Origin of the sequence: Pseudomonas sp. 13B_2.1_Bac1, assembly GCF_025466155.1 — a bacterium.
GTDB classification, from domain to species: domain Bacteria; phylum Pseudomonadota; class Gammaproteobacteria; order Pseudomonadales; family Pseudomonadaceae; genus Aquipseudomonas; species Aquipseudomonas aylmerensis.
In genome coordinates this window covers 264,877-289,432 of the sequence record NZ_JANLOH010000089.1, presented here as the reverse complement: position 1 = coordinate 289,432, position 24,556 = coordinate 264,877, and the positions used below count along the sequence as shown (strand labels likewise).

Below are 24,556 nucleotides of genomic sequence, written 5' to 3'. Positions count from 1 at the left end.
CGTTGCTCCACTGGCTGATTAGTGAAAAATTATCACAAACGCCGAGGGTGCAGAGGCCGATAAACCGCTGCCTTATTCACTTGTCTTGTGAAACGGATTCACCTCACGGGTCAGGAAATCGATCAATGCCCGCGCCGCCGCCGACAGCTGGCGATGCGGCGCGAAGATCACCGAGAACGGCCGCGAACGCCCTGCCGCCTGTTCCAGCAAGGGCACCAGCCGCCCGCTCCGGATGCGCTCGCGCACAATAAACTCGTAGGTCTGGCAGATCCCCATGCCGTGTTCGGCCAGCGATACCGTGCCCAGGACATCATCGGCTACCAGCACAGTCGCCTGGGGCAGCCACTCTCGGTCAATTCCCTGTTCGCGAAACAGCCAGGGGCCGACGCGGCCGCTGCTGGGCATCACGAACGGCAGGCAGGCATGCGCAGACAGGTCATCCACGCTCAATGGAGCGGCCACGCGGCGCAGGTAGTCGGGCGCGGCGACCACGCACAACGGCGCATCTTCCAGCTTGCGCCCGATCAGGCCGCTGTCGGGCAAGGCCCCGAGGCGGATGGCCAGGTCATAGCCTTCGGCGACGAGGTCGACATTGCGATTGCTGATGCTCAATTCGATGCTGACCTGGGGGTACTGCCGGTGAAATTGGCACAGCAGGGGCGGCAACCGGAAGTGGCCGTAAGTGGTCGGCACGCTGAGGCGCACGCGGCCGGTCAACGCGCCTTCCTGGCCCTGGATCGAGCGTTCGGCATTGTCGATCAACGAGAACGCCGCGCGGGACTGCTCGAGGTAGAGCACACCGGCCTGGGTCAGGCTCAAGCGTCGAGTCGTGCGCCGCAACAGCTGCACGCCCAGACGCGTCTCCAGGCGAGAAATCGCACGGCTGACCACCGACGGCGTCGTCGCCAAACATACCGCACCCGCGCTCAGGGAGCCTTTTTCCACCACGGTGACGAAGACTTCTACATCCGCAAGATAATCGAATCGACGGCTCACTTTTGCCTCCAACGAACAGGTGCTGTTCCCGCCAGCGAGTTTATCGCCACCACAGGCATGAATATAGTGCGCCCAGCCTTCCGGCCCTCTCTTCTCAATCAGGAACGCCCATGCGCACACTCAGACGAATCGCCCTTGCAATGACGGTATTCACCACCGCACTTCACGCCCAGGCCAGCAACGTGCTGGTGGTGCTGTCCGATGCCGACCACCTCGACCTCAAGGACAACAAAGTCTTCTCCACCGGGTTTTACTTGAACGAACTCATGCAGCCGGTGAAATTGCTGCTCGACGCCGGCCACACGGTGACCTTTGCCACGCCCACCGGCAAGGCCCCGACGCTGGATAAATCCTCCACCGACGCGGCTTATTTCAACAACGATGCAGCGGCCCTGCAGGTGCACAAGGTGCTGCTCGAACGCCTGAAAATCACCTCGCCGGGTGAGTCGCCGGTGATCAGCCTGTCGCGCGTCGAACAGATCGGCTACGAGCAGTTCGATGCCGTGTACGTGCCCGGTGGCCATGCGCCGATGCAAGACCTGCTGCACAGTGCCGAGCTGGGCAAACTGCTGAAGCACTTCCATGCCAACCAGAAAACCACCGCGCTGGTCTGCCATGGTCCGATTGCCCTGCTCTCGACCTTGTCCGACCCGACGTCCTTCACCCAGCAGCTGGAAACCGACAACCCCGCCGCCGCGACCGGCTGGACCTATGCCGGCTATCAATTCACGGTCATCAGCAACCAGGAGGAAGAACTCGCCAAAGGCCTGCTGAACGGCGGCGCCATGAAGTTCTACCCCCAGACGGCACTGCAACACGCCGGTGGCACCTACAGCAGCAACACCTCGCCGTGGACCAGCCATGTGGTCATCGACCGTGAGCTGGTGACGGGGCAGAATCCGGCGTCGGCACTGGATGTGGGCAAGGCGATCCTCCAGCGTCTGCCGGCCAGGCCCTGACTGCCCAGCTGTGCATTGCAGTCAAGAGTATTGTGCGCGCCAGCGCATTTTTCTCCCGACCTGCGGCAGGGATACTACGGCGCATCAACCGTAGTAATGCCCTGCCTTGCACAGGGCGCAGGAGACTGGATGAACACGCACTTTCAACGTTTGCTCGGCCCGACACAATTCTCGATCGGCCTGGAACTGCCACTGGACAATGACTGGTCCAGCGCTGGCCAGCGCCTGCGCGTCACCGAGCAACGCCCCTTTGGCGTACCCGACATCAAACAGCATGCTCAACTGGCGAAGCTCGCGGACACCTCGGGTTTTCGCGCGCTGTGGGTGCGCGACGTACCGGTCTACGACCCGCACTTCGGCGACGCCGCACAGGTGTTCGAGACCTTCTCTTACCTGGGCTACCTTGCCGGCATCACCGACAACATCATGTTGGGCACCGCTGCAGTGGTGCTGCCCTTGCGTCAACCGTGGCTGACCCTCAAGGCCGCCAACAGCATCGACGAGTTGAGTGATGGACGCCTGCTGCTCGGCGTTGCCAGTGGTGACCGGCCGATGGAATACCCCTTGTTCGGCGTCGACTACGAGCAACGCGGCGCGCTCTTTCGCAGTGCCGTCGAACTGCTGCAGACCCAAGGAGCCGGACGCCTGCCCCAGGGTGCCGAGTTGCTGCCGCAACGCAAGGAAGCTTTCCCGCTGCTGGTGGCCGGGCTTGGCCAGCAATCGCCGAACTGGATCGGCGAGCATATGGGGGGCTGGCTCGCCTACCCCGGAACCGCCCAGGAACACCGGCGCCGCGTGCGCCTGTGGCGCGAAGTGGGGGGCGACAAACCCTACATCACCTTCCTGCACCTGGACCTTGAAGCCGACCCGCATGCACCGATGAAAACCTTGCGCTTCGGCGGGCGTGGCGGGCGAAACGCATTGATCGAAGAGCTGCAGGCGCTGCGCGAAGCCGGCGTGCAACATGTGGGCTTGCACTTGCGTCACAGTGCCAGGCCCATCGTCGAGGTCATGGAAGAGCTCGCCGAACATGTGTTGCCCCGGTTCCACGGCGCCGCCTGACAGCCGCTCAAGCCCCACGGCGTGGGGCTTGTTTCACACGATGGCGCGAATCGTGCCGCCCTCCACGCGCATTGCCATACCGTTGAGCGCCGGTGAGGCCGCCAGGTGCAGCACGCTGCTGGCCACTTCCTGCGGCTCGATCATGCGGCGGATCAACGAAGTCGGTTCGGTTTCATCGAAGTAGGCTTGCACCACCTGCTCGGCAGTGATGCCCTTCTGCGCAGCGATTTCCCGGTGATAACACTTGACCGCCTCGGTGCTGGTCGGCCCCGGCAGTATTGAGTTGACCCGCACCGCGGTGCCTTTGGTCAACTCGGCCAACGCCCTGGAAATACCCAGCAGACAGGTTTTCATCGCGCCGTAGTGCACCATCCACGGTTGTGGCTTGATCGCGGACTCACTGCTGATAAACACAATCGAGCCATGCCCGCGATCCAGCATGGCCTTCATCACCAGGCGCGTCATGCGCACCCCGCTCATCACATTCACATTGAAGTAATGAAGCCACTGGGCATCGTCGGTTTCGAAAAAATCGCGGACCTCGAAGATACCCACGTTATTGATCAGAAAATCGATCGGCCCCGCCTCAAGCGCCAGGGAGACCAGGCGCTCCGGATCACCTTGCGCCGTCAGGTCCGCGACCATCCCCCGACTGTGTTCACCCAGCTCCTGGAGCGCTGAGTCGAGCTCCTCCTGATGCAGGCCGCTGACGACCACGCGGGCGCCTTCAAGGATGAAACGTTGAGCAATGGCCAAGCCAATGCCGGTTGCGCCACCGGTGATCAGCGCGGTTTTTCCGCTCAGTTGGTAATCCATGTGTGCCGCCTTCTTTTGTTGTTTTGCGCACCATCATGCCCCAAGCCAGGAGCGAGGATTTTCAACCATTGGCGAAGACTCAATCCGCAAAGACTGAAGAAACGATCAGCGCCGTTGAGGCGACAACTGCGGCGCGAGCCTATCCAGCAGAAAGTCGATAAAGACGCGGACGCGGTGAGGCAGTTGCTGGCCGGGACCGATAAACACCGCATGAATCGCTTCGGTTTCACCGCTGTCGTAAGCCTGCAGAATCGGCACCAGGCGCCCGGCATCCAGGTCGTCCTGGATATGAAAGCTTGCCAGCCGGGCGATCCCCAGCCCTGCCAGGGCACAACGACGCAGGCTCTCGCCATCACTGACCAGCGTATTGCCCTTGGGCTCGATCTCGACGCGCTGGCCATCGGTGCTTCGGAACACCCAGGCCTGGGAATGCCGATGGAAGCCGAAACTGAGCCGATTGTGCCGTTGCAGCTCGTCCAGGTTGGACGGCTGGCCGCAGCGCGCAATGTACTCAGGCGACGCCACGGTGAGCAGGCGGCTCTCCCCAAGACGCCGCTGCACCAGGCTGGACTCCTTCATCGGGCCGGTACGGATGGCAATGTCGGCACGCCGCTCCAGCAGGTCGACGACGGTGTCGGTGAGTTCGATATTCAGGGTGATGTCCGGGTACGCGGCGAAAAAACCGGGCAGCAAGGGCAACAAGCAATGCTGCCCAAACGGCAGGTTGGCGTTGACCTGAATCAGCCCGCTGGGTTTGGCGACATTGGCTATGTCGCGCTCCGCCGAGTCGATCAGCTCCAGGATGCGCAGGCACTCGCTGTTGAATCGCTCACCTTCGGCGGTGAGTTCCAGACGCCGCGTGGAGCGGTGCAACAGGCGTGCCCCCAGCCGCGTTTCCAGGCGTGCGATCAATTTGCTCACCGCCGACGGCGACATGTCCAATTGACGCGCGGCCTCGGAGAACGTCCCGGCATTCACGACCCGCGTGAACACTTCCATCTCGCCGGAACGATTGACATCTTTGATATTTAGCATGAAATGAATTCACAGATATTTGTCATTCAAGCAGTCTAGCTCATATACAAGACCGACCGTATGGTTAAGCGTTCCAGTATCTGGAGCGCCTGTCCTTTGCGCCCGCGAAGGCCAGTCATCAAACAAGAAATGAGGAGAAGACAGTGAAGATTTTCGTGACCGGCGCGACCGGCTACATCGGCGGCTCCGTCGCCAAATACCTGGTGGATGCAGGCCATGAGGTCAGTGGCCTGCTGCGCAATCCACAGCAGCGCGAGGCCCTGCAGGCGCTGGGTATCACCCCGGTGCTCGGGACCCTGGATGACGCCTGCATTCTCAGCGAACAGGCACGCCTGGCCGATGTGGTGGTCAACGCCGCAAACTCCGACCACCTCGCCTCCGTAGAAACCTTCATCAAGGCGTTGAGCGGCAGCGGCAAAGTGCTGCTGCACACCTCCGGCTCCAGTGTGGTCGGTGACGACGCACGGGGTGCTTACGAACGGGCGGATATTTTTACCGACGAGACGCCCTTTACCCCGATGGACATTCGCAAGGACCGGGTCGAGATCAATCAAATCGTGCGCCGCGCCGGCGTCGAACAGGGCATTCGCAGCATCGTGTTCTGCCCCACGATGATCTACGGCGAATCCCTGGGCGTCGCGTCGAAAAGCGATCAATTGCCCAAGCTGTTCGCCCAGTCACGCAAATACGGCGCCGGTGCGTACATGGGTGCCGGCGTGCATCGCTGGTCCAATGTGCACATCGACGACCTTGCAGAACTCTATCGACTGGCCATTGAGAAAGCGCCATCGGCCTCGCTGTTTTTTGCCGAAAATGGCGAAGCGTCGTTCCTTGAAATTGCCACGTCCATCAGCAAGGCCCTGGGTTTCAACGGCAATATTCAAAGTTGGCCTGCCACTGAAGCGATCGCCGAGCTGGGCGATTGGGCACGCTTCGCGATCGGTTCCAACAGCCGCGTGCGTGCGGTGAACGCGCGTGTCCTGCTGGGCTGGAATCCTCAGCGCGAGTCGATCCTGCAGTGGATCGAAAACAGTGGTGTGCAGTGGTGACAGCTGCACGCTCATTCGGTTGATCAAGAGCTCACTTCGGTGAGCTTTTTTACGCACGTATAAACCCGGCAGATAAATCCCAGGCAAAAAAAAAGCGTGCGACCAGCACGCTTGATTCAAGCGCCTTGTCGCACGCCAGGCCCAGCCGGGCCTGAAAAGAACACAGCCCGTGCGCGTTAGCCCAGTACTTCCAGGGCTACGCTTTCGATACCGGCGGCATCCAGGCGGTAATGCCGATACAAATGGGTCGGCGGTGCGATCAGGCTGTACTCGTCGTACAGGCCGTGGCGCCGCACCTTGACGCCGATCCCCTCCTCGGCAATGACTTCGCACACCGCCCCGCCCAGCCCGCCGATGATGTTGTGTTCTTCGACAGTGAGGATCGCGTGGCTATTGCGCGCTGCCGTCAACACCGCTTCACGGTCCAGTGGCTTGATGGTGGTCATGTCGATCACACCGACTGAACGCCCGGCGGCATTCAATGCCCGTGCAGCCTCGAGAGCCGGGTGCACAGTCGAGCCGGTAGCGATGATGGTCAGCTCATCGCCGGTCAGGTGCACGGTGGCCTTGCCGAAAACGAAGTCCGGTACGGTGTCGTATACCACCGGATCTCGCCCGCGCTGAATGCGGAAGTAGATCGGCTGTGGGTAGTTGGCCGATGCCAGGATCGCCGCTTTCAGTTGGTTGCCGTCGGCCGGTGCGACGACCGTGATATCGGCGATCGAACGCATGATCGCGAGGTCCTCGGTGGCATGGTGAGAGGTGCCATAGAAGCCCAGTGAGATACCCGCATGGTGACCGATGAGGCGCACCGGCAGCGCCGAGTAGGCCACGTCCATGCGGATCTGCTCGCAGCACAGCAACGGCAGGAACGACGCAAAGGTCGCCACGAACGGCTTCATGCCCACCGCCGCCATACCGGCTGCGGCAGACACCATGTTCTGTTCGGAAATGCCGAACTGCACAAAGCGTTCGGGGTGCAGCGCGGCAAATTTCGACAAGCCGTTGGAGTACTGCAGGTCAGCGGTGCCGGCAACCACCGGCTCACCGCGCTCGACCAGTTCAATCAGGGCATCCGACAGGGCACTCAAACTGGGTGTCTGCTGGTTCAGTTGCCGGTACTGCCAGGAGTTGTTCGACAGCGGAGCGGAATTCATGGCTCAGATCACCTTGCTTTTGATTTCGTCGATAGCACGTTGCGCATCTTCAGGATCCAGATACCCCAAGTGCCAGCCTGGCTCGGTTTCCATGTACGAAACCCCTTTGCCCTTGACGGTATTGGCGATGACGCACACCGGTTGTGTGCGTGCAGTGTCGGCCTTCAGGCGACGCAGCAAGCCGGTGACTGCCGCGAGGTCATGGCCATCCACCACATGGGTCTCCCAGCCGAACGCAATCCACTTGTCAGCCAGCGGCTCGATGCCGATGACGTCATCGACATTGCCGTCGAGCTGGTACCCATTGCGGTCGATGATCGCCACCAGGTTGTGGACCTTGTGGTGAGCTGCACCGAGCGCGGCTTCCCACACCTGCCCTTCCTGCATCTCGCCGTCGCCGAGCATCACGTAGGTGGTGAAGGACTGGCCCAGCATCCGCCCGGCCAGGGCCATGCCCAAGCCGCCGGACAACGCATGGCCGATGGAGCCGGATGAAAAATCCACTCCCGGCACCTTGCGCATGTCCGGGTGGTCCCCCAATGGGTTGCCCAGGCGCGTGTAGTTGTCGAGGATCTCTTTTTCGAAAAAGCCCCATTCAACCAACACCGGGAACAGCCCGACTGCTGCATGCCCCTTGCCCATCATGAAACGGTCACGGTCGGGCCACTTCGGCTCGCCGAACCGCAGGTCCATCACGTCGTAGTACAGCGCGGCGAACAACTCGGCGGCGGAGAACACCGAGGTGTAGTGACCGACCTTGGCGATCTCGATCAGGCGAATGGTTTCCAGGCGAATGAACTGGGCCTTCTCGCGCAGTCGCGCCAGTTCCTGTTCGGTCGGCGTGAAGTCGTGCCCGGCAGTGGCGTGCAAATCAGTCATGTGCGCGCTCCTGAGCCTTCAGACGTGGCGTCATGTAGTCGTTGAGGCGCGGCATCACCTGTTGCGCGGTAAGTGCCATCGAACGGCGCCACAGCGCTTCATCGTCCCACTCGTGGAAGGTGGTCATCAGGGTGCCGAACGGGCCGGTCTGCTCACTGAAGGCCACCAGTTGCTCGGTGACCGAATTCACATCACCGTAAATCACCATCTCGTTGATGCAATGATCGACGGTGACTTCCTCGTCGGTCATGTCCGGGCGCGTCTTGAAGATCTTGGTGTAGTGGTTGGTCGCGAGGTTATCGATCATGTAATCGAAGTAGCGTCGCAAGGTGCAGGTTTCCTGTGCCAGGTAGTCCTCGGCCTGGGCCTGGGAATCGGCCACGAATACCGAGCGGGCGACGCGCCAGTTGTTGGCATCGGGCTTGATCCCAGCGCCTTTAGCACCCTCGCAGTACGCCTGCCAATGCGATGCCACGGTGGCAGTGGGGTTGAAGTTGGCGGACATCAAGTCCCAATCCTTGGCCCCCGCCAGTTTTGCGGTGCCGGAGAACGGGCTCATCGCCGTGGTTGCCACTCGTGGGAAAGGTTTCTGGAACGGCTTGGGCATGTAACCGATTTCCAGCGCGTGGTGCACCGCGTCCTTGAGAATGACCTGATAGTGCTCGGAGGTGAACGCGTAGGGGGCATCCGCGCCCCAGATCGCGCGGATCATCTCGTAGCAGTCGACCATCATCTGCCCGCGATCCTTGCCGTTGCTGCCATACACTTCGAAGTCGGAAGCCAGCCCGCCCGGGCCGATCCCCATGATGAACCGCCCCTTGGACATGTGATCGAACATCGCGGCATCGGCGGCAATCCGCGCCGGGAAATGATGGGGCAGGTTCAGCACCCCGGTGCACAGTTTCATGCGCTGGGTCAGCGGGATCAGCGTGGATAGAAATTGCAGCGCGTTGGTGATGGGCTCGGTACGCTGCGACGTGTGCTCACCAACCCAAAGCTCATCGAAACCGACGCTATCGGCGTGGACGGCGCAGGCAATATCCTGGTCGTACATCTCGTGATAGTCCCAGCCCTTGTGATGAAGTGGCTGCATAAACATAGCGAGTTTCATGACGTTCTCCTGCTGTTTTCAGTGGCCGGAGTGCTGCAGACACCATGGACGCAACACACCGTTTTCGTAACGTGCACTCGTTTCGCAGGCGTGCCAGTGCCGGCGCTGCAAGTGGCAACGTTCAAACGTGGGTTCAAATCGGCGCGATGCTCGACGCGCCAGTCGTTCAACTTCCGTGCAAGAGCCAGCCTCCGTCCACGAGCAGGTCGATACCGGTCACGTAGGACGACAGTGGCGAAACCAGGAACAGGGCGGCATCGGCGATTTCCCAGGGCTCGGCGGCGCGGCCCAACGGGATGTTGCCCAGCACATTGTTCTGTCGGTGTTGTTCAAGCAGCTGTGGTGCCAGGTTGCCCGGCGTCGCCGTCAACCCCGGCGAGATCGAGTTGACCCGGATCTTGAACGCGCTCAAGTCCTTGGCCAGGCTTCGCGTCATGGCCAGCACGGCGCCCTTGGACGCGTCATAGGTGCAGTGATTGGCCATTGGCCGGTGGCCGCACACCGATGACAGATTGACGATCGCGCCGCCGTCGCCCTGCCGGCGCATGTAGTGCTGCGCCGCCTGGGCACCGAGGAACACCGCACGTGTATTGATTGCATGCAGCCCATCCCAGAACCCTGCATCGATGGCATCAATCGCCTTCAGCGGGTAGACGCCGGCATTGTTGATCCAGATATCCAGCCGGCCAAAACGCTCGACTGCGACATCCGCCAGTTGACGGATCGCTTGCGGGCAACTGACATCGGTCGAGTGAAACGCCACGCTGAAACCGGCCTCGACCAACTCAGCGCTGCGCTCCGGCGCCAGGCTGCCGATCAGCACATTAGCCCCGGCTTCGGCCAGGCGCCGGCTGATGGCAAAGCCAATGCCACTGCTGCCGCCCGTCACCACCGCGGTTTTCCCGGACAGATCCAGCAGCCCGGCGAAGGGCTGGTAAGGCAAGGCTTGATAGGGTCCGGACATGTTCTCACCTGCTCTTTGTTTATCGTTGATCATGCGGTAGCCAGGGCCATGATGCGGTCCGGCGCAATCTGCGACCGCTCGAGGATGCCTTGGCAGCAACCGCGAGCCATGACCATGACGCGGTGGGATAGGCCGATGACTTCCTCCAGGTCGGAACTCACGACGATCACCGACATGCCGGCCTTCGACAGCTCAATGATCAATTCGTAAATTGCCGCACGCGCGCCCATGTCGATGCCGCGGGTCGGCTCATCGAGAATGATCACCTTGGGATTGCGCGCGATCCATTTCGCAATCACGACCTTCTGCTGGTTACCGCCCGAGAGCTTGTCGAGCCGTTGCCCCGCCACGCCCTTGATCCCCAGCGCGGCAATACGCTCGTGGGCGAAGGCCGTCACGCGGTGGTTGGCGACGATGCCGCAGGCGCTGAGCCGGTCGAGGTTGCAGTACGCCAGGTTCTCGGCAATGGTCTGCGTCAGCACCACGCCTTCGGATTTGCGGTCTTCGGGAATCAGCACCACACCGGCGCCGATCGCGGCCAGCACGTTATTGGCCGGCAGCGGTCGACCGTTCAACAGCACGTCGCCGTGGCTGACGGCGCTCAGCCCGGCAATCGCCTGCACCAGCTCGGTACGGCCAGCCCCGACGATGCCGGCGATGCCGAACACCTCCCCGGCCTTGACCTCGAACGAGATGTCGCGAAAGCGCCCGGCCTTGTCCGACAGCTGCTCCACGCGCAGGACCACGGCGTCCTGCGGCGCCGGCAACTCGGGGAACAACCGTTCGATGGGCCGTCCGACCATCTGCGACACCAGCACACTGACCTCGGCCGCCCCGCTCTCGTGGCGAGCGATCAGGTGCCCGTCCCGCAGGACCACGACCTTGTCGGCGATCCGCGCAATCTCGTCCATGCGATGGCTGATGTAGATAAACGACACGCCCTGCTGCTTCAGGGTTTCGATCTGCTGGAACAACCGCTCGGTTTCTTCCTTGCCGAGGGCCGCCGTGGGTTCGTCGAGAATCAACAAGCGTGAATTGAGTGTCAGCGCACGCGCGATTTCGACCAGTTGCTGGGCGGCAATCTTCAACTCCCGTACCGGCGTCTGCGGCGAGATATCCAGCCCCAGGCGCTGCAATTGCTTGGCGGTCTCGCGGTGCAGGGTCTTGCGGTCGATGATTGCGCCACGCGTCGGCAGATGGCCGAGAAACACGTTCTCCGCCACGCTCAAGTCCGCCAGCAAATGAATTTCCTGATGGATCATATTGACCCCCAGCGCCATGGCGGCCGCCGGACCGTTCGGCGCGTAGGGCTCGCCCGCCAGGAACATGCTGCCTTTGGACGGCGTCAGGGCGCCGGCAATAATCGAGGAAAAGGTCGACTTGCCCGCGCCATTTTCCCCAAGCAAAGCCACCACTTCGCCGTAGCCGATATCGAGGCTGATGTCCTCCAGCACGCGCACCGAGTTGAACGATTTGCCGATCTGCGTGGCCCTGAACAGAGGTGCCGGGACCGTTGGGTGAATACTCATGACGTGCCCTCCTGGATCCGGTTCACGGGTGCTGCTCAAGGAACGTCGCCACGTTGTCGCGGGTGGTGACAAAGGCCGGTAGCAACTGCGTCTTGGCCACCGGCTTGCCCTGTTGCAGGTCGAGCGCGGTACGCAGCGCCGTGCGGCCCATTTCCACCGCCTGCTGGGTGATGGTCATGTCCATCTTGCCGTCGCGAATCGCCTCCAGGGCCGAGGGCAAACCGTCGTACCCGAACACCCAGACCTTGTGATCGATATTGGCGACCTTGACGGCTTGTGCCGCCCCCAGCGCCGGTGCATCCGAACGGCCGATGAACACATTGATCCCGGGATTTTTCTGCAACATGTCCTGGGCGACTTTGAAGCCGTTGTCCTGCAGCCAGTCGGTGGGCTTGCGGTCGACGATCTTCATCCCCGGCGCGTCTTTCAACACCGCGTCCAGGCCCTGGGCCCGGGCCACTTCAGTGGAGTCGCCCAAGGTGCCCTGCAGCAGGCCGATTTCAGCCGTGCCACCGGTCAGCTTGATCATTTGCCGAGCCAACTCCCCCGCCGCCGCGAGGTTATCGGTAGCGATGTACGCGTCGCATTCGACATTTTTCGGGAAGTTGTCGATGCAGATCACGGGCACACCCTGCTGCCGCGCCAGGCGTACCGGCACCGCCGAGGCCGCACTGCCGGTGGCGGTATAGAGCAGCACATCGATGCCTTTGCTGAGCATGTCCTGGATCTGGCTGACCTGCCGCGCCGGATCAGCCTGAGCGTCTGCCACCAGCACATTCTTGATCCCGAGTGCGTTGGCTTGCTGTGTCACGCCGTCACGTACCATCAGGTAGAACACCCATTGCAGGCTCGGGATCGACATGCCGACGGTGATTTCACCCACGGGCTTGGACTGGGCGTGCGCACTGATCGACATCAGGCAGCCAAGCAGAAGCGCGAGAGCACGCACTGGAAACGCTGAAAGCTTCATGGTTTTTATCCTTATTATTTGGGCTTGGAATCAGTCAGGGTTGCGCTTGAGCAGGTCAAGCATCACGGCAAACGCGATAACGGCGCCGATGACCACTTGCTGGACGAAGGGTGAAATGCCGGCCAGGTTCAAGCCGTTGCGTAAAACGCCGATGATCAGTACACCGATGAGAGTGCCGACCACGCTGCCGGCACCGCCCTTGAGGCTGCCGCCACCGATGACGACGGCAGCGATCACGTCCAGCTCATAGCCCACGCCCGCGCCGGCCCCGGCGGTGTCCAGCCGGGAAGTCATGATGATGCCGCCCAGGGCTGCACAGACTCCGGAGATGATGTACACCGCGCTGGTGTAGGCCTTGACCCGGATTCCGGCGAGCTTGGCGACTTTGCTGCTGCCGCCGATGGCGTACAGGCTGCGCCCCGCAACGGTGAACCTGAGGACAACCCAGAACAGCAGTGCGAGTACCACGAAGCACCCGACCGTCAGTGACAGCACGCCAGCGTAGCGAATCACCGAAAGGTTGCTGAACCACTCCGGGAAGCCGCTGATTTGCGCGCCATCGGTGACCATGTAAGCGAGGCCTCGCGCCACCGACATCATTGCCAGCGTGGCAATGAACGACGGCAAGCCGGCCTTGACCACCAGCAACGCAGTGGTCGAACCACACGCCGCACCGACGAGAATGGCACCGAGCATGGCGACCCACATGGGCAGCCCGACTACCTGACCGAGCCAACTCATGGCCATGATTGCCACGGCCAGTACGGCGCCTACCGACAGGTCGATGCCGCCAATCAGGATGACCAGGGTCATGCCCAATGCCATGATGCCGAGGACCGTGACCTGATCGAGTACATTGAGCAAGTTGCTCACGGTCAGGAAACTATGCGTCGATACCGTCAATACAACACACAACAGCAATAGACCGATCAACGGGCCGGCGACACTGGTGTCCAGGCCGACCCACTTTGGAAGCGATCCGGCCAGTCTGAACTTGCCCAACAACTGATTGTTCATACCCATATCCACTTATTATTTAATTGTTATAAGAACGAGCACTGCGCAACTAACGAATCAGTCTTGCAACTGACGGTACCGCCCACCCATGTACAACAGTGGGTCGTCGAGTGGCTGGGTGATAACCTCCAGGACATTGCCGATAAACACGGTGTGCGTCCCGTGCTCCAGGGTTTGCACCACTTCGCAGAAAATCGCCGCCTGGGCGTCGGCCAGGTACCGGATACCCTGTGCTCCCGTGCGCCATTGACCCTCTACAAAACGCCGTTCGCGCAGGTCGGGCTGGCTGAAGATCCTGCAGATCGGCTCATGCTGGCTTTGCAGCATGTTCACGCAGAACAGCCCGGATCGCTTGATCACCGGTGAAGCGCTGGCAGTGCGGTTGATGCAGATCAGGGCCGAAGCCGGGTCCATCGACACCGAGGAAAACGCGGTGGCGGCCAGGCCGTGGGGCCGGCCCTCATCGTCGAGTGTGGTGATCAGGGTCAAGGACGAGGCAAAGCGTCCCATCGCGGTTTTGAATGGGCCGGCCAGGTCGATCGAAGGGGCAGCCTCCTGATAATTAACACGCATCTTGAAACCCTCTTATTGTGTAGTGACTCACACGCTCGGTATTCATTATTCGCAATCTTCCCTACTTTTCTATTCACTTTTAAAAAATTGACTTTTCACCGACCGCGTAAGATGAAGCCAACAACAAAGACATTTGAATCACGTTCACATATCCCCTGAAATGCCCATGGCAAAGCCTTCGCGCCGGCGCAACTGCGCTCACGACTTACTTAACTAATGGAATTAGCTGAAGAATCGTTTAATACTTTGCGAACAATTAGAAAACAGCCTCGTGAGATGAATCATCATGGTGGATCGACTACAGGACATGCGATTGTTTCGGCTGGTCGTGCAGACAGGCTCACTGTCCACCGCCGGGCGGCAGATGGGCCTGTCGCCCGCGGCCATGAGCGGACGGCTGAAGGCAATGGAAGAGTTTTATGGCCTGCGCCTGCTCAAGCGCAATACACGCAGCTTGAGCCCGACCGCTGAGGGTCAGTTGCTTTTTGAGAACGCGCTGAAGATTCTCGAAGACGTCGATGCCCTGGACAACATCATCAAGAACGGTCACAGCGACCTGCTGGGTACCATCGGCCTGACCTGCCCCACGGACCTGGGTCGCCAATGGGTCAGCCAACTGGTGGATGCCTTCCTGCGCGACAATCCGCATGTCAGCGTTCGCCTGTTTTTCACCGACCGGATCCTGGACTTTGTCGAGTCCGGTTCAGACATTGCGATCCGCTTCGGCGACCTCCCGGACAGTTCATTGATCGCGCGTTCGCTGGGTGTCGATCGGCCGATGATTTGCTGCGCGCCCGAGTACCTCCACCGCTACGGCGCCCCGCTGACGCCGGAAGACTTGCACCAGCACAATTGCCTGGTGCAACTGCGCGCGGACTTTGCACTGGATCGCTGGAAATTCATCAAGGACGGGGTCTCGACCACCATCCAGGTCAAGGGCAACCGCCTCGCCAACGACGGTTTTACCCTGCGCCAGTGGGCGATCCAGGGCCTGGGGATTATCTGGAAGTCAGTCTGGGAAGTCGCCGACGATATCCAGGCTAAACGCCTGATCCCGTTGCTGGAAGACTATCAATGCCCAACGGCCGGCTTTCACCTGCTCACCGAAGGCGGGAAGAAATTGCCGCAGCGGGTCAAGTCGTTCGTGGAGTTCGCCGTGCAGTACTTCAAGCATCTCGACATGCCGGCCCGGCACGTCCTGGCACTCAACCAAGCGGCACAGCCTGCAGGTCGTCCAGAACCGGCTTGAGCGCTCCCGCCAGTCGTTCGTAGGCGCGGTGCATGCCCTCATAAAAGGCGCTGCGCGACGGGTCGGGCAGCGCGACGCTTTGCACTGGCGCACGCCAATCCGTGGCGGTCTGCTGCAAGTCAGCAAAGACCCCGGCACCATGACCCGCGAGCATCGCCGCGCCCAACACGCCGTATTCGGCGCTGGGCAGCTTGTGATAAGGCAAACCCAATACGTCGGCCTTGATCTGGCGAAACACCGGGCTGTTGGCACCACCTCCCAGGCTGATCACCCCACCCAACCCTGCGACGTTGTCGATGTCCCGCATGCAGCGCAGAAACTGCGCATATTCATAAGCGATCGACTCGAGCATCGCCCGGTATTGGTCGGTGCGGTCATGCGACCAGTCAAGGCCGACAAACGCCCCCGACAGCGACGCATCGAAGGGGGCATGCCGCCCGCCACAATGAGGCAAGTACAGCAGCTTGTTGCGGGCACACAGTGCCGCCGCCCTGGCTTCCAGTTGCAGGCATTCGTCCGGTGTGAGGCCAAACCCCTTGAGCGTCAGGCCAGCGCCACCCACATACGCCATCGAGTAGTACATGCCGGGAACGCAATGCCGGAACGTCGACAGGGTCTTGTGTTGCGCGTCCACGGCAAAGGTGTCGAGCAAGGTCGCGAGCACGGCTCCCGTACCGGCTATATCGAAGAGTTGCCCACTGGCGAACGCGCCGGTCCCGAGCAGGGAGGCCGCGATGTCCGCGCACCCGGCGAAAATCGGCGTGCCGACCGGCAATCCGCAGTCACGCGCCGCGCGTGCGCACACCGCGCCAATCCGGTCCCAGGGCCTCACCAGTTGGGGCAACCGTTCGGCGTCAAGGTGAAACTCATCGATCAACGAGGTATTCCATTGCAGCGTGCGGCTGTCGGCAAAGCTGTTGAAACCCAGGTAAGTGTCATCCATGAAGGCCGCCTCGGCCTCCAGCGCGGCCATGCGTCCAGCCACATAGGCCGCGGGCATGATGAGCTTGCTGACCCGTCGATACACCTGGGGCTGCTCATCGCGCCAATACAGCCACTTCGCCGCATGAGTGGCACTCACCGGGCCGCCCGAGCGCTCGATGATCTGTTGCTCGTAGGGCTTGAGTCGCTGCACCTGGCTGGCACACCGCATGTCCAGCCATGAGTCATACGGCGTGGTCGCTTCCCAGTGACGGCCGATCGTCGAGATGCCAGCCATTTGTCCGCATATCGCAATACCACACACATCACGCGCATTGATGGAGGGCTGGGCCAGTACGTCCGCGATGGCGAGCATGACCGAGGCATACATTTCGTCCGGGCACTGCTCGTAGACCCGAGGCGCGGGGTTGGACAAACGCGCCGGACGGCTGGCAGCGCCCCGTCTTCGACCGCTTTCGTCAATGACGCCGACACGGATGCTGGAGGTGCCCATGTCCACCCCGATAAACAAGGCTTTACGCTTCAAGAGTAACTGCTCGCAGAATCAAACGCCGAGGGTTGAGCACACAGAATACTGCGATCACGGCCGCTGCGGCAGAGGCCCCTCAGGGTCCCCCGGGACGCGGCGGTGAGGCTCAACAAGGCGGCTCATTCCGGGCCCGCAGCATGTCAGCGATAACCCTGGCCAATGCGGACTGATCAAACGGCTTGGGCAAACGCGTCAACGCGCTTTTGAGGTCCACAGCCACCTCTGCGAAGCCGGACGAAAGGATGATCGGCAGCGCCGGAAACAGCTGCTCGAGGGTGTTGGCGAGCTCGACCCCATTCATCTCCGGCATCGCCATGTCGGTGATGACCAGGTCGAAGCGCTCTCCCTGCGTCAGGCATGCCAACGCAGCCTGCCCTCCCGCCGCCGGCGTGACGCGATGTCCGAGGTCTTCAAGCATCGCGCCGGTGCTGATCAGCACCAGCGGGTCGTCATCCACCAGCAGGATGTCGAGGGGTTGCACGTGGAATGTGTCAGGCGGGCTTTGGGTTGATACCGGTTCTGTGGCCTGCGGCGAACTGTGCACCTCGGCAACCGGCAACCAGAGTTCGGCACGCGTGCCCTCGCCCAACACACTCTTGAGCACAAAGCGGCCCTTGGATTGCGCCGCCAGGCCATGCACCATCGACAGCCCCAGCCCTGTGCCTTTACCCGCGCCTTTGGTGGTGAAGAATGGCTCCATCGCACGCTGCAGGGTCGCCTCACTCATCCCCGGCCCGGTGTCGATGACAGCGATGCAAATCAGCCGGTCGGAACCGGGCGGGCTGCCGGGAAACGAATCCTCCCTTGCCGAGATCAGAATCCGCCCCTCGCCGCCCATGGCATCCCGGGCGTTGATGACCAGGTTCATCACGGCCATTTCCAGTTGGCTCATGTCGACCAGCACAGGGCGCAGGACCAGCGGGAACTGAGTGTCGACGCGAATGCCGGCGCCGAGCATGCGGCACAGGAGATCGGACATGTTTCTGATCAGGCCGCCCACATCCACAGGCTGCGGATCAAGCTCCTGACGACGGGCAAAGGCGAGCATTCGCTGGGTAAGCGTCGCGCCGCGTTGAGCGCCCGCGATGGCGTTATTGAGCAATGACTGGACTTTTGAATCCTGTGGCACGCGCTTCCTGGCCAGCTCCAGGCTGCCGAGGATGACCATCAGGAGATTGTTGAAGTCATGCGCGATCCCGCCGGTCAGTTGACCCAGGGACTCCATTTTCTGCGCCTGGAACAACGCTTCCCTGGTCTCCTTGATCTCCTGTTGCGCCTGCACGCTTTCGGTCACGTCGCGGGTGATTTTCGCGTAGCCGATCAACTCCCCCTGCTCGTTTCTGATCGGGTCGATCACCACATGGACCAGGAACCGCGTACCGTCCTTGCGCACGCGCCAGCCCTGCCCTTCGTATCGCCCCTCACTGACAACCGTGGCCAGGGCACGCTGAGGCACATGATTGGCGACGTCATCCGCCTGGAAAAACATTGAATAATGCCTGCCGATCACTTCGGCAGGCTCGTACCCTTTGATGCGCTGGGCGCCAGCGTTCCAGGTGGTGATGATGCCGTTGGGGTCCAGCATATAGAGGGCGTAGTCGGTGACGCCTTGCACGAGCAGACTGAACTGCTGCTCGCTCTGGCGCAGTGCCTGCTCTGCCGCGCGGCGTTCAGTCAGGTCGCGCGTGACTTTTGCGAAGCCGATCAGCGAGCCATCCTCTGCGCGTATGGGGTCGATGATCACCAGGGCCCACAGGCGCGTGCCGTCTTTCCTGACTCGCCACCCTTCGCCTTCAAAGCGGCCTGACTCATCCGCGCTCTTCAGCGCCCGGCCGGGCAGGTCGGATGCCAGGTCCTCCGGCGTGTAGAACAACGAGAAGTGCTTACCCAGCACTTCGCTCTGGTCGTACTGCTTGATCCGCTTGGCGCCCGAGTTCCAGCTACGAATCAGCCCATTCGTATCAAGCATGTAGATGGCGTAGTCCACCACGGCTTCCACGAGCAGCCGATAGCGGTCTTCCGGTTGGTTGGGCTGATTGGCAGGCGCGGATGGCATCAGGGTAGCCTCGAAGAAAAATGAGGGTTTCGACCTGATCAGTATGTCGAATAATCGGCTGCGCGAACCAGCTTAATCTGGGCCCTGCAGAAAAACCTCGAGGGCTGTGCCCACCGCATTGGCGCAACGGGCTGAGCACGCCGATGGTCAACTCGAGTCGAAACCCACCGTCCGAATTTGATATCGTCCCTGAAGATGATGGTTAAACGGAGCTTTATCATGGACGACGGCGCCCCCCTTCCCCAGACAGAATCAACGCGCTTGGAACGTGTGGCGCAGCTGTGCGCCCGGGACACTCAAGAAGATCCCGTTTTCAATAAAATCGTGGCAATGACCAGTGAGTACTTCAACGCGCCGATCGCGCTGATCTCCATCGTCGATAAGCACGAACAATGGTTCAAGGCACGTATCGGTATCGAGGAGTGTTCGACACCGAGAAGTGCCTCGTTCTGTGCCTACTCGCTGCTGGACAATCAGCCTCTGGAAATCCTGGATGCACGCAGCGACCCGCGCTTCAAAGCCAATATCCTGGTGACGGGCGCACCGTTTATCCGCTATTACGCCAGCGCCCCGCTGTTGACCGACGATGGTTTATCGCTGGGCAGCCTGTGCTTTATCGATACCGTTGCGCGAGCGCCGATGAGTGCGCAAGACGCGGCGATGCTCAACCACCTGGCCGAACTCGTGATGATGCGGATCATGGGCGTACGCTCCCGGAATTACATTGACCAGCCGACCGGCCTGTTCAACCGCTTGCGGTTCGAAGAGGATATCCGTGAGACGCTCACCCGCGAGGGCGCGATCAGGATATACGCGGTGGATGTCACCTCCCCCAAGTTTCTCAACGATGTGGTCAAGGCCTTGGGCTACAGTTTTGCGCAGGACCTGATCCTTGCGATAAAACAGCGCTTGCACGCCCTCCTGCCGCCCGAGTGCCTGCTGTATAAAATCAGCCCGACGCGTTTTGGCTTCCTGTTAGCGGGCAAGGTTGATCGAGAGATCATCAGCCCGCGGATTATCGAGAGCTTCAAAACGGCCGTCGATTGCCACGGTATTCCTATCCTGATGCATGTCGGCATTGGCATCCTGCCGATTAACGGCAACGACGAGCAGGACTGGCTGCGCTTGGTCATCAGCGCTGCAGATGCCGCGAGAGACCGTGGCCTGGGCTATTTACTCTATGACCCCACGTTCGATGCCACGCAACAACGGGCCTTCACCCTCTTGAGTTCGCTGTCGCAGGCCATCCGCGCCGAGGATCAGCTCAGGCTGGTATTTCAACCGAAAATCAACTTGCCCAGCGGGAGATGCGAGGCGGTAGAAGCCCTTATCCGCTGGGATCACCCACTGCTGGGGACCATCAGCCCCGCAGAATTCATACCGCTGGCTGAAAAGACCGCATTGATGCCGTCCTTGACTTCATGGGTCCTGAACGCGGTGATCAATCAAGCCACTCTCTGGCGCAATCGGGGACTGGTCCTGAAAATCGCGATGAACGTCACGGTAGGCGACCTGGAAAGCCCAGCCTTCGTTGACACACTCATCGGTCGTCTTGAGGCTGAGCAACTCCCCGCAGACCGGCTGGAGTTGGAATTCACCGAAAGCACCCTCATGACCAATCCGACTGAAGTGGTTCAGCAACTCACACGCCTGCGCAATCTGGGTGTCGAAGTTGCCATCGACGACTTCGGTACCGGCTACAGCAACTGGATCTACCTGAGTACCTTGCCGACCAGCACGGTCAAGCTGGATCAGTCCCTGATCAGCAACCTGACAACCAATGAAAAAGATAAACGCCTGGTGAAAAACCTGATTGAACTGGCCAGCGGCCTGGGCTATCGCGTGGTGGCCGAGGGCGTCGAAAACCAGGACATTTTCGACCTCGTGAAAGCGTGGGGTTGCCACGAGGCGCAGGGGTATTTGATAGGCAAGCCAATGGCTGCAAAGGATTTGGAGGCGTGGGTGAACAGTCACGCGTTTACCGCGTAAACACCGGTGTCAGGGCTGGAACCCCAGGGAACCGGGTGGAAATGAAAAGAGAGACCAAGGTCTCTCTTCATAAATCGCAGGCAAAAAAAAGCCACTCTATTGAGTGGCTTTTTCTTTGTGTTTGGAGCGGGAAACGAGACTCGCATCTGATGTCCGACCCATTGAAATCTAAGGGGTTTCTTTTCTTTCGAAAGCAAGAAAAGACTCAATTCTGGACTTGTTTTTGGGATGTTTCAAGAGCGAAAAATGGGGTAACTCTAAGCAAGGCTATTGGATTCTACCCATAGCCAATGGACGAACGATCATCAAGCTGGCAGTGTCATCCTCACAGGTTCGACAGGGTATGAGCCCCCCAGAAAAGACGTCCCAACTCCCCCGCTCACCAGTCAACTCACAACCGACGAATATCGGCTACCGCAGACAACTCTTCGGGCTGGTAGACCATGAGCAGATGTTCTGGAGCCCTCTCCCCTCAGGATCGTTGACCGCTCGGAAGAATTGGATTAAATACTTGGTAATAGGGACGCGGACGTTAAAAATCGTTGCTGCAGTCCCCCCATGTATTCCTCACAGACCATACGAGCCTGCTCTGCCGACAGATCCCTGTGTGGCACCAGACGCACTGCAACTATCCTGTGCCAATCTACGTCTCGATCCAGCCCTGGGAGGACGGCGTCTTCAGATGCACTTAGCGCCGAAATTCGGCCAAGATTTAGATCGCAGAATGCCTTGGCTTTCGAACAGTACGCCCGGATGTGCCACCGCGGTCCCGTTTGAATAGGCGCTCTGAATCGCCCAAGGCATATCCGCATAAGCAGTCCGTTTCAGCAGTAGTGGCCCAATGGTATGATCCTCCGCATTGATCAGCATGCTATGGGAGTCTTGGATGCCAGATAATAAGCAAGGAATGCGTGGTCTTCAGATATACAAAAACAAAGCAGGCTTGCCTTCCCCAGCGACCATCCCGCCCCAAGTCCCGCACTCGCTACCAATCGACATATTTGAAATCACTGGCGTATGCACCGCGCCAGCATTGAGCATCAGAAAGGACGACTCTAGGAAAAACATGGCAAAGAAAAGAGTGGACTACACTCCAAACGAGCAGAGCATTCTCTATGGAGAGACTGGTGGGGCCTGTCCACTCTGCACGTTACCTATCATCTTCAAGAAAGCAACATCAAAACATCCCGAGAAAGGGTATGAGATTGCTCACATTTACCCGCTCAATCCCACCCCCTCGCAAGCTAAAGCCCTCGTAGGATATGCGGCCCCCGAGGATAGCAACTCTCTCGAAAATGTAATGTGCCTGTGTCCGAGTTGTCATAGAAAGTACGACAAAGACTTCAAAATCGAAGAGTACCTCAACATCCAAAAAATCAAGAAAGGCTATCTACAGGAGGCGCGAGCAAAGCTCGTCACAGCCGAGTGTCATCTAAAGGAAGAAATCAAAGAACTGCTGCAAACGATCATTGAGCTAACTCCTGAAGATACAGAAGTAACCGAAGTAGAATTGGATATAGCGACCATTAAGGACAAGCTGAAAACCCATGCGAGCCCTCTACTGAAACGCAACGTCAAAAGAGACGTACTTGACTACTATGTAACGATACGAGACGAAATAAAAATCTTAGAACAACGCGACCAGCTAACGGTGAGAGTTCTGCAGAACCAGGTCAATACGTACTACCTGGAAATGCAGCGAATAATCCCAGACAACAAAGATTTGGTATTCACTTACATCACTCAATGGATGAGCAAAAGGACTGGCAAGTCAGTTGATGCCGCCAAGATCCTGACCTCATTTTTCGTGCAAAACTGCGAGGTCTTCGATGTTAGTTCCGAGTAAATTCACCAAACTCGAAGAATCAACCATTTTCAAGATGCGCGCTATTTTGGCTAAGGGCCAGCAGGGAGAAAATGTCGCTCAGTTGCTAGCCAAGACAAAAAAAGACTTTCAAGACGCATCAGAATTTCTATCCGCGCTGGATATTTTATTTTTCTTGGGATATTTAGATGTACAGGACGACGGAGTGATTGAATATGCTTAAAAGGATCGAGTGCGAATTATTTAATCATAAGGAAATCATCTTCCACGAAGGACTGAATGTCATTCTCGGTGATGACGATGCGAAAAACTCCATCGGAAAATCATCTGCCCTGATGGTGGTCGACTTCGTAATGGGCGGCAAGAGCCTTTTAAACGATAAGACCGGTGTGATTCAGTCCCTAGGTCATCACAGTTACTTTATCGAATTCCAATTCGATAAGAAACCGCTTTACATTTGTCGATCCACCGCTGAGCCCGACGTAGTAGAAATTTGCGATAACCAATATCAAGTCAGCGACACCATTTCACTTGAAGATTACAAGGATATTTTGAAGTACCATTACGGGATGCTTGAGCAGGAAAGCCCTTTCCGTTCAATTGTCAGTGCCTTCAGCAGAATCTGGAACAAGGGAGAGCTTGATCCCGAGCATCCGTTCTCAGGGTCACCAAAAGAATCCCAAGGAACATCGATAAGTCGTCTAATCGATATCTTCGGGCGCACAAGTGATATCGCCGAAGAAAGGGCCATTCTAGAATCTTTTGTCAGCAAAAAAAATCTGATGACGAAGTCCATGGCAGCAGAGATCATCCCTAATATCAACAAGTCGCAATATAAGCTGAATGAGAACCTCATTTCTGATAACGCCAAAGTAATTGACGACGTGAAGCAGAGTTTTTCCGGGGCTCTCTCTGCCTACGAGGCGCTATTTGACGAGAATATCCGTAGCTTGCAGCAGAGCAAGAATGATTTAAGCCAGCAGAAAAATCTCCTCCAGGTCAGAACTGAGAGGTTGAGCAAGGACATCTCCGGCGTAAACCCAAGAACTGCTGCAAATATTGCACTCGTTGCAGAATTTTTCCCAAGCGGAGACATCTCTAGGCTTGAACAGGTGGAGGCCTTCCATCAGAAAATTTCTTCCATTGTTAAGAAAGAGTTGAAAGCAGAGCTCACCGCATTACAAGGGCAGGAACGTGAGCTATCGGGTGAAATAGGCCAGTTAGAAAAGCAAGTCCGTGATGCCCTCTCTGCAAAAGGAACCCCTAGCGACCTGTTTTCTCGAGTATTTGAACTCAAAGAACTTACGGACAAGGCCATCGAGGAAAATAAATTTTACGACCAAAAAATAGGCCTTCAAGAAGACGCTCGCCTCTCCAAGGAGCGACTTGAGAACATATTTACACGCATATTTATTGACATCGAATCAGCAATCAATAAAAAGCTAATTAAATTTAACCGAGTTGTATATGGGCAAAATCGAAACCCCTCGCAACTGAGACTACATACCTCTGCATCGTACAGTTTCACCTCGTTCGAAGACACAGGCACTGGTAAATCTTTCGCAGGACTGATCGGCTTTGACCTCGCGTTGCTCTCACTGACTTCACTGCCGTTTCTTATTCATGACTCGGTTATATACAAGAACATTGAAGTTGCAGCGACCAAGCACATTTTGCGAATTTTGGCAGCAGTGAAGAAAAAACAGATCTTCCTTGCGTTCGACGAAGCTTCAAAATTCGGAAAAGACACCGCGGGGATTTTGCTCAGGCACACCGCTATAAAACTCAGCCACAATGATCTTCTTTACACTAAAGACTGGCGAGACAAGAAGTAGCTGACCGATTGCAT

The 24,556-nt window shown here is 58.9% G+C and carries 21 protein-coding genes; 8 read left to right on the top strand and 13 right to left on the bottom strand.

The window, feature by feature from the left end; genetic code table 11:
• Positions 1 to 72: 72 nt before the first annotated feature.
• The gene (locus NTD80_RS21635; protein WP_262134958.1) at positions 73 to 996 is read right to left on the bottom strand and encodes a LysR family transcriptional regulator; all 924 of its coding nucleotides are present in this window, start codon (positions 994 to 996) and stop codon (positions 73 to 75) included.
• A gap of 110 nt (positions 997 to 1,106) precedes the next feature.
• Between NTD80_RS21635 and NTD80_RS21630 the strand changes: the two genes are divergently transcribed.
• Positions 1,107 to 1,955, top strand: a complete 849-nt coding sequence (locus NTD80_RS21630) for a type 1 glutamine amidotransferase domain-containing protein (RefSeq protein WP_262134957.1) — start codon at positions 1,107 to 1,109, stop codon at positions 1,953 to 1,955.
• A 129-nt stretch (positions 1,956 to 2,084) separates the two neighbouring features.
• The gene (locus NTD80_RS21625) at positions 2,085 to 3,017 is read left to right on the top strand and encodes a TIGR03571 family LLM class oxidoreductase (RefSeq protein WP_262134955.1); all 933 of its coding nucleotides are present in this window, start codon (positions 2,085 to 2,087) and stop codon (positions 3,015 to 3,017) included.
• A gap of 33 nt (positions 3,018 to 3,050) precedes the next feature.
• On the opposite strand, the gene NTD80_RS21620 is transcribed toward NTD80_RS21625, so the two are convergent.
• Entirely contained in the window at positions 3,051 to 3,833 is a 783-nt protein-coding gene (locus NTD80_RS21620) for an SDR family NAD(P)-dependent oxidoreductase (RefSeq protein WP_262134953.1), read from the bottom strand.
• A gap of 105 nt (positions 3,834 to 3,938) precedes the next feature.
• Entirely contained in the window at positions 3,939 to 4,868 is a 930-nt protein-coding gene (locus tag NTD80_RS21615; RefSeq protein WP_262134952.1) for a LysR family transcriptional regulator, read from the bottom strand.
• A gap of 143 nt (positions 4,869 to 5,011) precedes the next feature.
• Between NTD80_RS21615 and NTD80_RS21610 the strand changes: the two genes are divergently transcribed.
• On the top strand, positions 5,012 to 5,917 hold the full coding sequence (locus tag NTD80_RS21610; protein ID WP_065905604.1) for an NAD-dependent epimerase/dehydratase family protein: 906 nt from the start codon (positions 5,012 to 5,014) through the stop codon (positions 5,915 to 5,917).
• A gap of 176 nt (positions 5,918 to 6,093) precedes the next feature.
• Here the strand turns inward: NTD80_RS21610 and NTD80_RS21605 are convergent, their stop codons facing one another.
• From NTD80_RS21605 to NTD80_RS21570, 8 genes are all read right to left on the bottom strand, one after another.
• Entirely contained in the window at positions 6,094 to 7,074 is a 981-nt protein-coding gene (locus NTD80_RS21605; RefSeq protein WP_262134951.1) for a transketolase family protein, read from the bottom strand.
• A 3-nt stretch (positions 7,075 to 7,077) separates the two neighbouring features.
• The gene (locus NTD80_RS21600) at positions 7,078 to 7,953 is read right to left on the bottom strand and encodes a transketolase (protein ID WP_065905602.1); all 876 of its coding nucleotides are present in this window, start codon (positions 7,951 to 7,953) and stop codon (positions 7,078 to 7,080) included.
• Positions 7,946 to 9,064 (bottom strand): LLM class flavin-dependent oxidoreductase, encoded by a 1,119-nt coding sequence (locus tag NTD80_RS21595; RefSeq protein WP_065905601.1) that lies wholly within the window; start codon positions 9,062 to 9,064, stop codon positions 7,946 to 7,948. Before NTD80_RS21595 ends, NTD80_RS21600 begins: the two co-directional genes overlap by 8 nt.
• Positions 9,065 to 9,230: 166 nt before the next feature.
• On the bottom strand, positions 9,231 to 10,028 hold the full coding sequence (locus tag NTD80_RS21590; protein ID WP_083221424.1) for an SDR family NAD(P)-dependent oxidoreductase: 798 nt from the start codon (positions 10,026 to 10,028) through the stop codon (positions 9,231 to 9,233).
• 29 nt (positions 10,029 to 10,057) lie between these two features.
• Positions 10,058 to 11,557 (bottom strand): sugar ABC transporter ATP-binding protein, encoded by a 1,500-nt coding sequence (locus NTD80_RS21585; protein WP_262134949.1) that lies wholly within the window; start codon positions 11,555 to 11,557, stop codon positions 10,058 to 10,060.
• A 22-nt stretch (positions 11,558 to 11,579) separates the two neighbouring features.
• Positions 11,580 to 12,527 (bottom strand): sugar ABC transporter substrate-binding protein, encoded by a 948-nt coding sequence (locus tag NTD80_RS21580; protein WP_201143949.1) that lies wholly within the window; start codon positions 12,525 to 12,527, stop codon positions 11,580 to 11,582.
• Positions 12,528 to 12,557: 30 nt separating this feature from the next.
• Entirely contained in the window at positions 12,558 to 13,544 is a 987-nt protein-coding gene (locus NTD80_RS21575; protein ID WP_262134947.1) for an ABC transporter permease, read from the bottom strand.
• A gap of 57 nt (positions 13,545 to 13,601) precedes the next feature.
• Complete coding sequence (locus NTD80_RS21570; RefSeq protein WP_065905597.1) at positions 13,602 to 14,117, bottom strand: flavin reductase family protein; 516 nt, start codon at positions 14,115 to 14,117, stop codon at positions 13,602 to 13,604.
• Between the two features lie 286 nt (positions 14,118 to 14,403).
• On the opposite strand from NTD80_RS21570, the gene NTD80_RS21565 reads away from it, so the two are divergent.
• Positions 14,404 to 15,366: a LysR family transcriptional regulator gene (locus NTD80_RS21565; RefSeq protein ID WP_177343950.1), complete on the top strand. Its 963-nt coding sequence runs from the start codon at positions 14,404 to 14,406 to the stop codon at positions 15,364 to 15,366.
• Here NTD80_RS21565 and NTD80_RS21560 read toward each other — a convergent pair.
• Both NTD80_RS21560 and NTD80_RS21555 read right to left on the bottom strand, forming a co-directional pair.
• Positions 15,323 to 16,834 carry a xylulokinase gene (locus NTD80_RS21560; RefSeq protein WP_262134946.1) on the bottom strand — a complete coding sequence of 504 codons (1,512 nt, stop codon included), beginning with the start codon at positions 16,832 to 16,834 and terminating at the stop codon, positions 15,323 to 15,325. The two genes, NTD80_RS21565 and NTD80_RS21560, sit on opposite strands and share 44 nt — an antisense overlap.
• Before the next feature lie 109 nt (positions 16,835 to 16,943).
• Positions 16,944 to 18,893 carry a PAS domain-containing sensor histidine kinase gene (locus tag NTD80_RS21555; RefSeq protein ID WP_262134944.1) on the bottom strand — a complete coding sequence of 650 codons (1,950 nt, stop codon included), beginning with the start codon at positions 18,891 to 18,893 and terminating at the stop codon, positions 16,944 to 16,946.
• Between the two features lie 219 nt (positions 18,894 to 19,112).
• On the opposite strand from NTD80_RS21555, the gene NTD80_RS21550 reads away from it, so the two are divergent.
• The 4 genes from NTD80_RS21550 (at position 19,113) to NTD80_RS21535 (ending at position 24,542) form a co-directional block, all read left to right on the top strand.
• On the top strand, positions 19,113 to 20,882 hold the full coding sequence (locus tag NTD80_RS21550; protein ID WP_262134943.1) for a sensor domain-containing phosphodiesterase: 1,770 nt from the start codon (positions 19,113 to 19,115) through the stop codon (positions 20,880 to 20,882).
• Between the two features lie 886 nt (positions 20,883 to 21,768).
• Positions 21,769 to 22,728 (top strand): ABC-three component system protein, encoded by a 960-nt coding sequence (locus tag NTD80_RS21545; RefSeq protein WP_262134942.1) that lies wholly within the window; start codon positions 21,769 to 21,771, stop codon positions 22,726 to 22,728.
• Positions 22,712 to 22,930 (top strand): ABC-three component system middle component 7, encoded by a 219-nt coding sequence (locus NTD80_RS21540; RefSeq protein WP_177020185.1) that lies wholly within the window; start codon positions 22,712 to 22,714, stop codon positions 22,928 to 22,930. Before NTD80_RS21545 ends, NTD80_RS21540 begins: the two co-directional genes overlap by 17 nt.
• Entirely contained in the window at positions 22,923 to 24,542 is a 1,620-nt protein-coding gene (locus NTD80_RS21535; RefSeq protein WP_262134939.1) for a DUF2326 domain-containing protein, read from the top strand. Before NTD80_RS21540 ends, NTD80_RS21535 begins: the two co-directional genes overlap by 8 nt.
• The last annotated feature ends 14 nt before the right edge of the window (positions 24,543 to 24,556 follow it).